This is a genomic window from Microbulbifer sp. A4B17, assembly GCF_003076275.1.
Classification (GTDB): Bacteria; Pseudomonadota; Gammaproteobacteria; order Pseudomonadales; family Cellvibrionaceae; genus Microbulbifer.
Map to the genome: position 1 here is coordinate 710,517 of NZ_CP029064.1, position 14,102 is coordinate 724,618.

Below are 14,102 nucleotides of genomic sequence, written 5' to 3' on the forward strand. Positions count from 1 at the left end.
TTCCTTGTGTTGTGTTTTTGGGGGTGGTGGATAGATATGGGCCGAGTCAGGAGTGATTCGGCCCACAGATCGATCAGTTGGTTGACAGCTCGGGGCTGGTTGTTGTCTCTGCTGTGCGCTGGTGCGTATCGCGGCGCAGCCACCACCAGGAAACAAAGCCGAGAATCAGGTTGGATGCTGCTGTAGCGACAAACAGGCCGGTCATGCCCCACAGGCTGTTTCCAATCCAGGCCAGGGGGAGGTATAGGCCCAGTACCCGCAGGAAAGAAATGACGGTTGCAGGCAGCGGTTTTCCTAGCCCATTGAATGCGGCATTGGCAGACATCACAAAGCCGTACCCGGCATAGCTGAGAGGTACCAGGGTCAGGTAGGCAACAGCGACGGCGAGAACTTCGGTGGAATCACTGAACAGACTTACGATAGGTTCTGCAACAAAGTAGAGAAGCACAGCCAGTCCCGCTCCAAATACCAGGCAGAATCTTGCCAGTACGCTCACGGTTTCCCGCAGGCGGTCGGTCTTTTCCGCCCCGGCATTCTGTCCCATAAAGGGGCCAACCACGGAGGAAAGCGCGTAAAACACAATGAGTGCCAGGGGTTCTACCCGGAGTGCTACCCCCAGGCCCGCGACGGCGTCTTCGCCGTGCACGGCAACGAGTGCAACCACAACACCGCCCGATACGGGAATAATGACATTGGTAAGCACAGCCGGAAGCCCGACAGCCAACACTTTGCGCCAGGATGCGAGGAGGCCGCTCAGCCGCCATTGTGGGGTTGTCATCAGGTGTTCTTTTTTGATGACGAAGTAGAGTGCAGCAATAAAGCTCAGGGCACGCACGATAATCGTAGCGATAGCTGCTCCCTGGAGCTCAAGTCGGGGAAAGCCGAAAAGCCCAAAAATCAAAATGGGGTCCAGAATCAGGTTCAGCAGGGCTACCGCCACCATAATACGGCCGGTTACCGCACTGTTACCAATGGCGCGAAGAGCGGCGAGCGCGACGGTCGGGACAATGACAAAGATGGTTCCCAGATACCAGGGGATCATGTAATCGGCAATAAGCGGAAGCATATCGGGGCCGGCGCCCAGCAGCTCAAATAGAGGGCGCATGGTGGCCAGGCCGATTGCAGTAATCACAATAGCAATCAGCAGTGCCAGTACAGATGCGTCGGTTACCAGGCGGCGAACGTTCTTTATATCCCCAGCGCCGTAAACCCGGGCCACAGCCGAAGAGGTACCTGCGCCGAGACCGATAGCAAAGCTGTTTATGGCCATCACTACAGGGAAGGTAAAACTCATCGCCGCCAGGGGGCCATCGCCCAGCTGGGAGACAAAATAGGTATCGGCGATATTAAAGGACATGGCAGCGAGAATGCCCCAGACCATGGGTAGCGCCAGTCTCTGTAAGTGACTTGAAACTGAGCCTTCCAGCAGTGAGGGGCTGCTTTTTGATAGAGACATGTATAACTCTTGTCAATCCAACGAGGGGTTGGGAAGTCGGGAATAGTGTTACAGGGCAGGAGTGGCTGCCTGCCGTTCAAGGCCTTGCCGGTAAGGCGGGAATTCTGAACGAGAGACTCATTCTACGACTGAGTGTCATTCAGAGCGAGACTCATGAGTACAGCGTCCTCGCGCATGCCATTTTGCGCGGGGTAATAATTTTTGCGTATCCCGTCTTCAGAGAAACCCAGTTTGCGATAGAGGGAGCGCGCAGCGAGATTGGATACCCGCACCTCGAGCAAAACTCGCTCAATTTCGCTGGGCAATTCCGTTTTCACGCTGCTCAATAATGCCTCGGCGAGGCCCTGTCGGCGTCGCGCTGGGGATACGGCAATATCCAGGATTTCTGCCTGGTCAAACAGGCTAATGATCACGCAACAGGCGATAATGTCATCGCCTTGGATCAGGACCCAGCAGTAGTGGCCGGCGCTGAGACTCTGCTGGTATTGGGCTTCACTCCACGGATGACTGTGGGCACTTTTTGCCAGCTGGGCCAGAGAGGCACAGTCGTCGGCAACGGCGGAGCGCAACTGTAGCTCAGTGTAATGTAAACAGGTCATTCTGCGCGGGTTTCAGTCGGGTAACTAGTGCGCAACAGATTCCACAGGGGGCGTTTTAGTTCGGGGGCTCGCAGTAGTTGCGAGAGGCTGGGCATACTAATTAAGCGGGCCTTCTGCCATTCGACAACCTGGCTTTCCAATGGGATCGGAGTGCAAAAGTCTTGAGCTTCACTGCCCATCAGCCAGATGGATTTAACCGGCATACGGGAATAAGAGGCCTCCAACCAGCTGGAGAATGTATCGCGAGCCTGTGAGGCGTCTTCGGCAGGACCAAAGCGATTTTCTGTTAAAGGCCATTGCAGGCGCTCCTGTTGCCGGGGGAGCTGGTGCCAGTGCAAGGCGCGGAGAATATTGTTGAATAGGGCTTCCAGGGGAAGAGCTGCACCGGGCTCGTGGCTGTCCACGGCCAGGAGTTCCTCCCCAATACGCCAGCAGTTCAAAACAAAAGGTTTAACACTGTGCTGGGGGGGGGCAACAGGAGACGGTGTGACTGCAACCGTCTCTTGTGGGCGTTTTGTCTGGTCGGTGAGAGCGCTTATTTCATCTAGCACACGGGCGTTGTGCTCTGGATTCTGCACCGGCTGGGTAATTATTTGATCTGCAGAGTGGGGCAGCGGGTTGTGAGCTATTCCACTTGCAGTTGGAGGCTGCTGGGGCCCAGCAGCCTCTTCGGCGGGAGGCAGTTCTGCCTGGCGAGGATCGGGTGCGAGTGGCAATACGAATCGGGGCACATAGCTTGGAACCCCAAGTACTGATAAATATTCCGCTCGCTGAAGCTCGTTCACTTATACGCCCTGTTTCTTACTCTCACTGCTGGCGAGCAAGTTTAACGCATCCATGTAGGCTTGTGCTGAGGCAATCAGGATGTCTGTATCCGCGCCAACGCCGTTGACCAGGCGGCCGTCCTTCTCCAGGCGCACTGTGACGGACCCTTGGGAGTCTGTGCCCTGGGTGACCGCATTTACAGAATAGAGTTTTAAATCGGCGCCGCTGTTTACCAGCTGTTCAATAGCTTTAAAGGTGGCGTCTACGGGTCCGCCGCCACTGGCTTCAGTCTGCCGGGGCTCTCCGTCAATAGTGAGGCTGACAAAGGCCTGGGGGGCTGAGCCGATTTTGGTGCGCACATCCAGGTCGCTCAGTTGGAATCGCTCCACCGGAGACTCACCTCCGCTCACCAGAGAGTGCAGGTCTTCGTCAAAGATCTCATGTTTCTTGTCGGCGAGGTCTTTAAAGCGGGCAAACACCTGCTGGAATTCTTCGGTATCGGCGAAATCTACCCCCAGATCTTCGTAGCGGGCGCGGACGGCAGCTCGGCCGGAGTGTTTACCGAGAACCAGCCGGTTTTGACCCCAGCCGACATCTTCAGCGCGCATGATTTCGTAGGTCTCGCGGTGCTTCAGAACACCGTCCTGGTGAATACCGGACTCATGGGCAAATGCATTAGCGCCGACAATGGCCTTGTTGGGTTGCACCGGGAATCCGGTAATCGAGGACACCATTCTCGAAGTGGGCACGATGTGGCTGGTATCCAGCCCTGTTTCTACCGGGTAGAGATCCTGGCGGGTTTGTACCGCCATAACGATTTCTTCCAGGGAGGCATTACCGGCGCGTTCTCCCAGGCCATTGATGGTGCACTCCACTTGGCGCACACCATTCATCACGGCCGACAGGGAGTTGGCAACGGCGAGGCCCAGGTCGTTGTGACAGTGAGTTGAAAAGATAGCTTTGTCGGAGTTGGGAACGTTTTCGATAACGCGGCGGAACATAGCCCCATATTCTTCCGGTTCTCCGTAACCAACGGTGTCGGGAATATTGATAGTGCCGGCCCCTGCTGCGATAACCGCTTCGATGATGCGATACATAAATTCCGGTTCAGAGCGGCTGCCATCCTCGAGGGAGAATTCCACATCGTCGGTAAAGTTGCGCGCTGTTTGAACCGCTTTCACTGCCTGCTGCAACACCGCTTCCGGTTCCATTTGCAGCTTGTATTTCATATGGATTGGAGAAGTGGCAATAAATGTGTGGATACGCGAGGCGTTGGCATTCTTCAGGGCTTCGCCAGCACGCACGATATCGGCATTGATCGCTCGGGCAAGGCTGCAAACCCGTGATTCGGTAACGGCTTCAGCGACAGCCTTGACCGACTCGAAGTCTCCGGGACTGGCAATCGCGAATCCAGCCTCAATGACATCGACACGCATTCTCTCGAGCATGCGGGCGATACGAATTTTTTCCTCTCTCGTCATAGAGGCGCCAGGACTCTGCTCACCATCGCGCAGAGTGGTATCAAAAATGACTAACTTATCTTTTTTAGTGCTCATTTTCGTTTGTTCTCCTTATTTGCTTTGAGGCTAAACAGGGGGCCTTGCCGCTGTCTATGCATCGCTCAAATAAAGTTTGGAATTCTGTTGGGGGTGGGGGGGAGAAAAATTATATGCCGCGCAGGGGCAGTCGCAGCGAGAAAGCTAGGGCAAGAAAAGACTGGTGCTGAGTGATAAATGGAATCTTCATATACAACAGTTTCCGCGTTAGGTCGGATTTAGGGCATTATGAAGCGGAATTAACTTAAAGGTCAATGTGCATCCTAATATTGGCGTATAATTTTTCTGTTTTGTTATATTGTTTTCGATTTGGCCGGTTTTATGGTGTTTTTATCCTGGTTTTTAAGGGCGGCCCCACTGAAGCTTTCAATGGGGCCCGCTATTAAGGGGTGGTATCGGTCAATTTATGCAGAAACTGCCACAGGTCTCCGTGAAGTTGCTCCACCTCGCTGCGGCTGATACGGCTGCTGTCCAGCTGTGATTTCACCCACTCTCTGGCTCTTGGTTTAAGGGCAAGGCCTTCCTCTGTCACAGTGATCAGGGTTATCCGTTCATCCAGATTGCTGCGGCGACGTTTGACCAGGCCGTTTTGCTCCATTCGCTTAAGCAGCGGGGTCAAGGTGCCGGAATCCAGCATCAGCCTCTGCCCCAGTGCACTGACGCTCTGCTCTTCTTCCGATGGCGCTTGAGTGTTGGACCACTCCCACAACACCATTAAAACCAGATATTGCGGATAGGTGATTCCCAACTCTTTTAGCATCGGCTGGTAGGCGCGGGTCATGGCTCGCGATGCGGCGTAGAGGGCAAAACACAGCTGACGGTTCAGTGCCAGCTCGCCGGAATCGTCATCACAGACAACCATCAGAGCATTTGCTCGATTTCTGCTTCCAGGGATGCCGGTGCATCCTTTGGTGCGTAGCGTTTAACATCCTCGCCATTCTTGCCGATCAAGAACTTAGTGAAATTCCACTTAATGCCTTCGGTTCCCAATAGGCCCGGCGCACGTTTCTTGAGCTCCACAAACAGTGGGTGAGCTTCATCGCCATTGACGTCCAGCTTGGCGTAGACGGGAAAGCTGACTCCAAAGTTCAGTTCACAAAACTCCTGAATCTCCTCATCGCTACCGGGTTCCTGCTTGCCAAATTGATTGCAGGGAAAGCCCAGGACGGTAAATCCACGGTCTTTGTATTTTTTGTATAAATCCTCCAGACCCGCGTATTGCTTGGTAAAGCCACACTTGCTGGCTGTATTAACAACTAGCACCACCTTGTCTTTGTAATCGGCAAGAGTGGTCTTTTGCCCATCAGCGGTTTGCACGGGGATTGAGTAGAGATCGGTCATTGGGAGAGCCTCGACGGTTTGTATTTTGCTAAATTTAGTTGTGCGCAATCTTTTTTGCAACCGCTTTATTTGGGAGTAGCCCTTTTGCAGGCTTTATTATGAGAATGATTACCAATTATATTATGCGCCAGATTGATAAAACCCTTTTGCAATAACAGTAAAGGATTCTCCATGCGCCTCACCCTACACTTGGCCCGCCTGCTAGTGGCGCTATTGGCCATTACGGTTCTACCCGTCCAAGCCCAGGCCTCCGGCCTATCTGAGCAGGAATTGCGCCAGCTGATGCAGATGGCAGAGTACATCGGTGTGGATTACCCGGAAGCGGTGGCAGACGGGGAGATCATTAGTGACGATGAGTTTGCAGAGATGCAGGAGTTTGCTGAGGTGCTGATCGATCGCGGCGCCCAACTGCAAGAATCGCCCGAAGCGGCGATGATCCGCACCGAGGCGGATGAGCTGCAAGCGGCGATTCTTCGCAAGGCCAATGTGCAGGAAGTGCAAACGCATACCGCCAAGTTGCGTCAGGGACTCCTGTCTATCGCCCCCGCGCTGTCTCTGCCCACTGCATTGTCGAGTGTGGATGAAAGTCGCGCTATCTACCAGGCGCAGTGTGTCACCTGCCATGGTATCGAGGGTAAAGGGGATGGCCCCTTGGCAGCACAGTTGGAGCCGGCGCCGACAAACTTCTACGAGTTGGAGCGCGCTGAAAATCGCTCCCTGCTGGGCCTTTACGATGCTATCAGTAACGGTATCGATGGCACTGCAATGACCGCCTTCAAAAACCTGAATGAGCAGCAACGTTGGTCCCTGGCATTTTATGTTGGCGGCCTGGCTTTCCAAGGTGAAGTGGGGGAGGGCGAAGGCGCTGAGCCGAGCTTGCAGGATATCGTGATGTACAGTCCCAATGTGCTGCAGAGTGATCGCCCGGAACTGTCCGGCGCGGCAGTTGCTTCCCTGCGTGCCGACCCCACACCCTTCTTTGCTGGTGAAGAGAGCCTCGGCGCCCAGCCGATTGAGATAGCCCGTGCGCAACTGGAAAAGTCCTTGGTGGCCTACCAGGAAGGTAACTACGATCACGCTCGCACCCTGGCTATTAGTGCCTACCTGGACGGTTTTGAGATGGCGGAGAGCTCTCTGGATTCCCTCGACGCCGATCTACGTAAAGCCACTGAACGGGAGCTGCTCGGGCTGCGCAGTCAGCTGAATGTCGATAGTAACCCTGAGCAAGTCAGGGCTCAGGTACAGGTAATTCTTGAGCAACTGGGGCGCGCCGAATCTTTAATGCAGGAGACAACTCTCTCTGCGGGTGCACTATTTATTGCCAGCTTGGTGATTCTTCTGCGCGAAGGTCTCGAGGCGCTGCTGGTTGTGATTGCACTGACAACGATCCTGGTAAAAACCGGTCGTCGCGATGCGTTGAAATTTGTTCACTTCGGTTGGATCAGCGCCGCGGTCGCAGGTGTTGTTACTTGGGTTGCCGCACAGAGTTTGGTTTCCATCAGTGGCGCCAGCCGGGAGGTTATGGAAGGGGTCGCAGCGCTTCTGGCCGCAGTTGTGCTCTTCTATGTAGGTTTCTGGATGCACAGTAAGACCCAGGCCGATCAGTGGCAGCAATATATCCATAACAGCATCAACCGCAGCCTTAGCGCTGGCGCCCTGTGGGGCATCGCCGGTCTCGCTTTTGTCGCTGTGTACCGCGAAATTTTTGAAACCATCCTCTTCTACCAAGCTCTACTGGTGCAAACAGCTTCCAGTCAGTACAGCGCCCTGTGGGGTGGTCTCGCTGCCGGTGCGATATTGCTGGTTGTGTTGGGCATTGCTTTTGTGCGCTTCTCTGCTCGCTTGCCTATTGGCAAGTTCTTCTCCATGACGACCTATTTATTGTTGGCGTTGTCATTTGTTCTTGCGGGCAAGGCAGTCGCGGCACTGCAAGAAGCGGCGTGGATTGCGATTTCCCCGCTGCCGGTAAATCTCAGCTTCGACTGGTTGGGTATCTACCCGACTTGGCAAGGTGTTGGCGTTCAGGGGGCGATACTGCTTGTCGCTCTGTGGTTGCTACTGAAAGGCGGCCGCTCAGATTCCAGTTCCGCTAAAGCAGCCTAAATGGCCTTCGGGTACCCGCAACTCTGTGGGTACCCTATTTTTAATAGCCTGCCCCTGATTATTCCCTCTTTATTCGGCACCCTTCAGGTTATCGGATAGCAATTCTGGAGAAATTTCTGAAAGTGGTATTGGGTTGCCAGCCTGAACTATTGTCTTTAGATTTCGTTTATAGCCAAACGAACCTTGGATCGATAGAGGGATAAGTGGCAATGATGTGCTTTGAAAATTTTCCTTGAGCAGCGTGACAAGCTCTGTAATTTCTTTCCTGCTATTTTCTTCGATCAGGATGCACAGAATATCCCTGTTTGCCTCTGCCTCATGAATCGCATTGTGCTTTCTCTTGAGTTCTGAAGCTTCGACTTCATAGTAGTTTTTGGGGAAATAGTCACTTTTGCGTAAAAGTGCATGAAGCCTAGGGCTGTTAGTAATGGCGTCGCTGGGGATAAAGCGAACCTTGCGTTGCGTTGCCCCGCTAACAATAAATGGGGTTAGCAGGTTAGAGTAGCGAGCAATTAGAAGTGCTGAACCTTCGCTAGGGATTTGCTCAATCCCCTCGTATTTCGTGCGCCTGGGCAGGATATAGGTAAGCCAAGAAAGGGTATCAAATAACATTTCCGGCATTCGAAGAAGCAGGAGTACTAAAAGGGCGAAATTTAGTACGGCCAGCAGGGTAAATACCTGGGGAATTGTCATTCCCACAGGTCCGAGTAGCCCAATAATAGCAAAAGAAATAATGACTACAAATACGGCATTAAGGACATTATTGACAGAAATAACCTGCGCGCGAATTTGTTCTGCTGTTCTTTCTTGAATAACAGTGTATAGCGGAACGATAAATATACCGCCGGCTATACCGAGAAAAGTTGTGATAAATAGGATGATAAATCCACCATCACTCTGTAGAAACTGGATGAGGGATGCGTTGGAGAGCATTTGATAATCGCCCGATAGGATACCCAACCAAAGTCCTGCCACAGTCATACCCAGCCCACCGACTGTAACCAATCCCAGCTCAATACGCCCGCGGGACAGGCTTTCACACATCAGTGAGCCAGTTGCAACGCCAACTGTCAGGCAGCAGAGGAGTATCGTGATTATTGGCTCACTGGCGCCAAGTACATTTCTTACATAACTGGGAACCTGGGTTAGGTATGCAGTGCTAAATAACCAGAACCAGGAGTTTGCAATAATTGCGTAAAACACCGTGGGCGTTTTAATCACTTCCCGCATGATTCTCAGAGTTTGGCTAATGGGGTTCCAATCTATTTTCAAGTTGGGAGCTGAGGAAGGAGCTAGGGGAATTGCCCTACTGGCGAGATAGCCAAGTATGGCGACAGTGACCATCACCAGGCTCAGATATAAAAGCCCAGGTTTTCCCTGGCCCACATCACCGGCTAGGAGGGTGCCGACAATTGTTCCAACCAGTACTCCGGAAAAGGATGCAACCTGAGCTAAACCATTTCCTCCGAGTAATTCTGATTGCTTTAGGTGCTGAGGTAAGATGGCATACCTGACGGGGCTAAAGAAGGCTGTGTGGGTGGCAAAAAGTATCAATACAATGAAGCTTAAAACCCGGTCATCAGTGAGTAGTGCAATGGCCCCGAGGACACCGATTAGTATTTCGGCGGCTTTAATAATTCTAATGACACGACCCTTTTCATACTTGTCAGCCAATTGTCCAGCGGCTAGTGAAAATAGAAAATACGGTATGACATAGAGGCTACTGGCGAGGTTAATCAGTGTATTGGCTTCTGCTTTGGCTAAATGAAATGCCAGTATGACTAGCAGGGAGTTTTTAAACAGGTTGTCATTAAAAACACTGCTTAAAAGTGAGAGAAACAGTGGCATAAAGCGGCGACTGGCGAGGAGCTTGAACTGGTTGCTTTGAGCCATGGTTAGGCCTTCGTCCCTGTGCCGCCCTGGAGTGATTGAAGTATTTACCGATTCATTATCGGAAATGATACGTGCCGCTCTTAGCAGCTATGTATTTCGATTCTCGCTATCAGAATAGGTGATAGGAATGATTTAAGGAGGGGCTGACGTCGTGAGACAGGTGAAGAATTTATGTGCCTACCAGTGAAGTAGGCACATATCCTTGTCGGTTAAGAAAATGGTAACTAACGTCTCTCTCCGCGCAGGCCTAATACCTGGCGGTATAGAGCTTCTGCTTTGGCACTGGCTGCTTCAACAGGCCTGCCGGCAACGACGCTGACCCGCGACCAAAAGCGCTTAGGCAATGTGGTGAAGGCATGGCCGTCTTTATGACTGAAAAAGCTTCCCCAGAGACCCTGGAGGGCCATAGGAATAACGGGTACAGGGGTTCTTTCCAAAATCTTTTCTATACCAGCTTTAAATGGCTGTAGCTCGCCATCTTTGGTCAATTGCCCTTCGGGGAATATGCAGAGAAGGTCTCCGTTTTTTAGTCCCTCCTCAATCGCTTTAAAAGCCTGTTCATACCCCTCAGGGTCTTTCTGCTTGGAGCAAATTGGAATTGCCCGGCCAGTTTTGAAGACGAAGTGCAAAATTGGGATTTCATAGATGGGCTTGTACATAATAAAGCGGATAGGGCGGCGGACAGCGCCAGCGAGCAGTAGTGCGTCGACATAACTCACATGATTACAAGCGATTAGGGCTGGTCCCTCAGCAGGTATCTGTTCAAGCCCTTGGTGCTTTACCCGGTACATAGTGTGGGAAAGAGCCCAGATCAAAAAGCGCATCGCAAACTCTGGTACTTTGGCGAACACAAAAATGGCGACTGCCGCATTCATCAGTGCAATAACAAGAAAGAACTGCGGTATGGTCGCACCCAGCATATTGAGGAACAGAATTCCAAGTAGAGCCGAAACCACCATGAAGAGGGCGTTCAAAATATTGTTTACGGAGATAATTTGTGCACGAATTGTCGGGTCGGATCGGTCCTGGATCATGGTGTACAGAGGAACGATGTAAAGCCCCCCAAACATCCCCAGTAGCACCAGACAACTGAGAAGAGAGTATGCCCCGTCAGTACTTAGAAATGCAGTAAAGCTGGCTTCATGGAGTTCAGTGAAGTTCCCTCCGACAATACCCAGGGCGATGCCACTTATGGTTAGTCCAGCAGCGCCAACAGGCACCAGGCCAAGTTCAATAAATCCACTGGAGAGGCGCTCGCAGATTAAGGACCCAATGGCAATACCAATGGTAAAACTGCACAGCAGCAATGTAACCACTGACTCACTGCCACCTAGGACATTCTTGGTAAAACTGGGAATTTGTGTCAGATAGGCTGCTCCCATTAACCAAAACCAAGATATTCCAATAATGGAGTAGAAAATTGAGGGAGTATCCGCGCTGGCACGGAGTATTTTATGGGTTTGAGTAATGGGGTTAGGGTTTATTTCAAGGTTGGGTGTGGGGGCTGGTGCTGCAGGGATTGAGCGGCTGGCCATGTATCCCAGGGTAGCCGCTCCCATAATTACCAGGCCTAAGTAGAGGATTCCCTGTTGCCCCTGGCCTGTGAGGCCAGCGAGTAGGCTGCCGACAATCGTTCCCGTCAAAATGGCCACAAATGTCCCCATTTCTACCAAAGCATTGCCGCCTATCAATTCAGAGCGCTTTAAGTGTTGCGGGATAATCGCGTACTTCACCGGGCCAAAAAAGGCGGACTGTATGCCCAGAAGAAAGAGAACGGTCAAACAGAGTGAGTTGCTGCCGCTAAATAGGGCAAAAACACCAAGTGCACCTATACAGATCTCTCCCAGTTTAATCCAACGTATTAACCTTCCCTTGTCGTATTTGTCTGCGATCTGACCGGCTGAGGCAGAAAATAAGAAAAAGGGAAGAATAAACAAACCAGCAGCCAGGTTAATTAATGCATTCGCTTCGCTTTCCATCAGGCGAAAGGCGATCATGACAATTAGAGCATTTTTATAAACATTGTCGTTGAAGGCGCCCAGGAACTGGGTGCAGAAGAACGGCAAAAAGCGGCGGCTAGTGAGAAGATGAAACTGAGACTGGTTAGCCATTGGCAACTCTCTTCTTATTTAAGTGGGCTAATGGTAAGTCATAGTGCCGGCGGGAGGTATCCCCTGTTAGAGATGGGTAAATCTGTGTAATGCGGGGGGATGGAGAGTGGAGGCAGGAATGATTCAGGGGAAACCTGGCCGCATGGGCGGCCAAGTGGAGGGTACCGGTTTACCAGACAGTTACTCTTTCCTCTTCAGGCAGGTACATGCCGTCGCCTTCCTTAATATCGAATGCTTCGTAGAAGGCATCGATATTAGGTAAAACCCCTTTTACTCGATACTCAGCGGGAGAGTGGCTATCCACCTTCAAACGGCCACTGAGGGCTTTATCACGCATCTTGCTGCGCCATACTTGAGCCCAGCCCATAAATACCCTCTGATCGCCGGTAAAGCCATCAATGACAGGTGCTTCCTCACCGTTTAAGGACATTTTGTAAGCCTTGTAGGCGATACCAAGGCCGGACAGGTCCCCGATATTTTCACCGAGGGTAAGCTCTCCATTGATGTGCTCACCTTCCAGCGGCTCATAAGCGTTATATTGAGAGACTAATCTGCTGGTTAGCTTTTCAAAATTGTTGCGATCGGAGTCGGTCCACCAGTTGTTCAGGTAGCCGCGTCCATCAAATTTACTGCCCTTGTCATCGAATCCGTGCCCAATTTCGTGTCCGATAACACCGCCGATACCGCCGTAATTAACCGCATCATCTGCGTTCATATTGAAGAATGGAGGCTGCAGGATAGCCGCAGGGAACACGATTTCGTTCATGGCAGGGTTGTAGTAAGCATTCACCGTCTGAGGGCTCATACCCCACTCGCCGCGATCAATCGGCTTGCCCAGCTTACTGCGATCATAGGAGGACTGAAACAGGTTGGCCGCCAGTACGTTTCCTACTAAATCGTCGGCTTTAACAGTTAAATCGCTGTAATCACGCCACTTGTCCGGATAACCGATTTTGGTAGAGAAATTACTTAGCTTGAATAGAGCTTGCTTTTTGGTGTCTTCGCCCATCCATTCGAGGGACTCAATAGAGTCGCGGTATGCGGCCTTGAGGTTGTCGACCAGTACAATCATGCGCTCTTTAGCTTCGGGCGGGAAGTGCTTTTCTACATAACGCTTGCCTACCAGTTCGCCGACAGAGCCATTAACGAATTCCACTCCGCGTTTCCAGCGAGGTTCCATCTGCTCTATACCGTGAACAATGGTGCCGTAAAAGCCGAAACGCAGTTGTGCAATTTCGTCGTGCATGTAGGGCGCCATTGCATTGAGTACTTTGACTTTCAGGTAGCGCTTCCAGGTTTCGATATCAGTATCGGCAATAATCTTATTGACTGCTTCCAGGTACTCAGGTTGGCCAACAATAAAGCTATCGGCCTTTTTCAGTTGTGCTTTGGCCAGGTAGCTGTCCCAGTCCACAACGGGCATCAGCTCTTTAAGTTCGGCAACAGTTTTCTTGTTGTAGTACTTTTCTGGGTCCCGGTTGTCTACTCGGCTTCGGTGGTGTTTTGCCAGACTCTCTTCGAGTTTAAAGATTTTGTCAGCGAAGTCGCCGCTCTCTTTGAGACCCGCCAGGTTTTGCAGGTCAGTTAGGTAAGTAATATAGGCTTCGCGGAGCTTCTTGCTTTTTTCTGTATCTTCGAAGTAATAGTCGCGGTCAGGGAGTCCGAGGCCTGCCTGCCACAGGAAGGTCATGTAGTTTTCTACTTGCTTGAGATCCTGCCAGATACTCCCACCAAATGGCACATCATAGCCGGCGATATCTGCGTAGGCGAAGTAATCGGTGAGATCTTTGCGGGTTTTAATCGCATCGACTTTAGCGAGCTCACCAGAAACTGCCGAAAGGCCTTTCTTCTCGATCAGCTTTTCATTCATAAAGCTGTTGTAGAGGTCGCCAATCTGCTTGGCATCGGCGTTCTTGGCCTCTTCTCCAGCCTCCATAATCAGAGCTTTTACCCTTTCGGTACTTTGATCTCTGAGAATAGAGAAACCGCCCCAGAGGGACTTGTCTGCAGGGATCTCAGTATTCTTTAGCCAGGTGCCGTTTACATAAGCAAAGAAGTCGTCTTGAGGCCGCACACTGGTATCCATTGCGCTCAGGTCTATGCCTGAGGAAAGCTGCACCTGCTCAGCAGTCGCTTTACTGCTGGAGGAGTGGTCATGAGCTACTGCAGCAAGGGGAATCTGGGTTCCGATCAGGGTGCCAGCGATAGCCATTGGTAATATTAATTTTTTCATCTTTGCTCTTTTGGCTGAATGTCCGCAGAGCATACTAAAAGCAGC

The 14,102-nt window shown here is 51.8% G+C and carries 10 protein-coding genes; 1 reads left to right on the forward strand and 9 read right to left on the reverse strand.

Going from position 1 to position 14,102, the window contains the following annotated elements; all coding sequences use genetic code 11:
* Nucleotides 1-73 precede the first annotated feature (73 nt).
* From BTJ40_RS03205 to BTJ40_RS03230, 6 genes are all read right to left on the reverse strand, one after another.
* Nucleotides 74-1,456: an MATE family efflux transporter gene (locus BTJ40_RS03205; RefSeq protein ID WP_108731737.1), complete on the reverse strand. Its 1,383-nt coding sequence runs from the start codon at nucleotides 1,454-1,456 to the stop codon at nucleotides 74-76.
* Between the two features lie 122 nt (nucleotides 1,457-1,578).
* Nucleotides 1,579-2,055 (reverse strand): ribosomal protein S18-alanine N-acetyltransferase, encoded by a 477-nt coding sequence (rimI, locus tag BTJ40_RS03210; protein WP_108731738.1) that lies wholly within the window; start codon nucleotides 2,053-2,055, stop codon nucleotides 1,579-1,581.
* Nucleotides 2,052-2,840, reverse strand: coding sequence for a hypothetical protein (locus BTJ40_RS03215; RefSeq protein WP_108731739.1), 789 nt, complete (start codon nucleotides 2,838-2,840; stop codon nucleotides 2,052-2,054). Before BTJ40_RS03215 ends, rimI begins: the two co-directional genes overlap by 4 nt.
* Complete coding sequence (locus tag BTJ40_RS03220) at nucleotides 2,841-4,376, reverse strand: 2-isopropylmalate synthase (RefSeq protein WP_108731740.1); 1,536 nt, start codon at nucleotides 4,374-4,376, stop codon at nucleotides 2,841-2,843. It abuts the gene before it with no gap.
* Between the two features lie 382 nt (nucleotides 4,377-4,758).
* On the reverse strand, nucleotides 4,759-5,238 hold the full coding sequence (locus BTJ40_RS03225) for a MarR family winged helix-turn-helix transcriptional regulator (protein WP_108731741.1): 480 nt from the start codon (nucleotides 5,236-5,238) through the stop codon (nucleotides 4,759-4,761).
* Nucleotides 5,238-5,717 carry a glutathione peroxidase gene (locus BTJ40_RS03230; protein WP_108731742.1) on the reverse strand — a complete coding sequence of 160 codons (480 nt, stop codon included), beginning with the start codon at nucleotides 5,715-5,717 and terminating at the stop codon, nucleotides 5,238-5,240. Before BTJ40_RS03230 ends, BTJ40_RS03225 begins: the two co-directional genes overlap by 1 nt.
* A 171-nt stretch (nucleotides 5,718-5,888) precedes the next feature.
* Here BTJ40_RS03230 and BTJ40_RS03235 point away from each other — a divergent pair, with 171 nt between their 5' ends.
* Nucleotides 5,889-7,820, forward strand: coding sequence for a cytochrome c/FTR1 family iron permease (locus BTJ40_RS03235; protein WP_108731743.1), 1,932 nt, complete (start codon nucleotides 5,889-5,891; stop codon nucleotides 7,818-7,820).
* Between the two features lie 69 nt (nucleotides 7,821-7,889).
* On the opposite strand, the gene BTJ40_RS03240 is transcribed toward BTJ40_RS03235, so the two are convergent.
* The 3 genes from BTJ40_RS03240 to BTJ40_RS03250 all read right to left on the reverse strand — a co-directional run bounded on the left by BTJ40_RS03240 (nucleotide 7,890) and on the right by BTJ40_RS03250 (nucleotide 14,057).
* Nucleotides 7,890-9,713 carry an MFS transporter gene (locus BTJ40_RS03240; protein WP_108731744.1) on the reverse strand — a complete coding sequence of 608 codons (1,824 nt, stop codon included), beginning with the start codon at nucleotides 9,711-9,713 and terminating at the stop codon, nucleotides 7,890-7,892.
* A 224-nt stretch (nucleotides 9,714-9,937) separates the two neighbouring features.
* The gene (locus tag BTJ40_RS03245) at nucleotides 9,938-11,824 is read right to left on the reverse strand and encodes an MFS transporter (RefSeq protein WP_108731745.1); all 1,887 of its coding nucleotides are present in this window, start codon (nucleotides 11,822-11,824) and stop codon (nucleotides 9,938-9,940) included.
* Nucleotides 11,825-11,993: 169 nt separating this feature from the next.
* A complete protein-coding gene (locus BTJ40_RS03250; protein WP_108731746.1) occupies nucleotides 11,994-14,057 on the reverse strand; it encodes a M13 family metallopeptidase in 2,064 nt (687 codons plus the stop codon).
* Between the last annotated feature and the right edge of the window lie 45 nt (nucleotides 14,058-14,102).

Bases quoted from the DNA above. Each gene is read 5' to 3' on its own strand.
- BTJ40_RS03225 (WP_108731741.1), bottom strand. From the start codon at position 5,238: ATGGTTGTCTGTGATGACGATTCCGGCGAGCTGGCACTGAACCGTCAG.
- BTJ40_RS03230 (WP_108731742.1), bottom strand. From the start codon at position 5,717: ATGACCGATCTCTACTCAATCCCCGTGCAAACCGCTGATGGGCAAAAG.
- BTJ40_RS03205 (WP_108731737.1), bottom strand. From the start codon at position 1,456: ATGTCTCTATCAAAAAGCAGCCCCTCACTGCTGGAAGGCTCAGTTTCA.
- BTJ40_RS03250 (WP_108731746.1), bottom strand. From the start codon at position 14,057: ATGAAAAAATTAATATTACCAATGGCTATCGCTGGCACCCTGATCGGA.
- BTJ40_RS03245 (WP_108731745.1), bottom strand. From the start codon at position 11,824: ATGGCTAACCAGTCTCAGTTTCATCTTCTCACTAGCCGCCGCTTTTTG.
- BTJ40_RS03235 (WP_108731743.1), top strand. From the start codon at position 5,889: ATGCGCCTCACCCTACACTTGGCCCGCCTGCTAGTGGCGCTATTGGCC.
- BTJ40_RS03240 (WP_108731744.1), bottom strand. From the start codon at position 9,713: ATGGCTCAAAGCAACCAGTTCAAGCTCCTCGCCAGTCGCCGCTTTATG.
- rimI (WP_108731738.1), bottom strand. From the start codon at position 2,055: ATGACCTGTTTACATTACACTGAGCTACAGTTGCGCTCCGCCGTTGCC.
- BTJ40_RS03220 (WP_108731740.1), bottom strand. From the start codon at position 4,376: ATGAGCACTAAAAAAGATAAGTTAGTCATTTTTGATACCACTCTGCGC.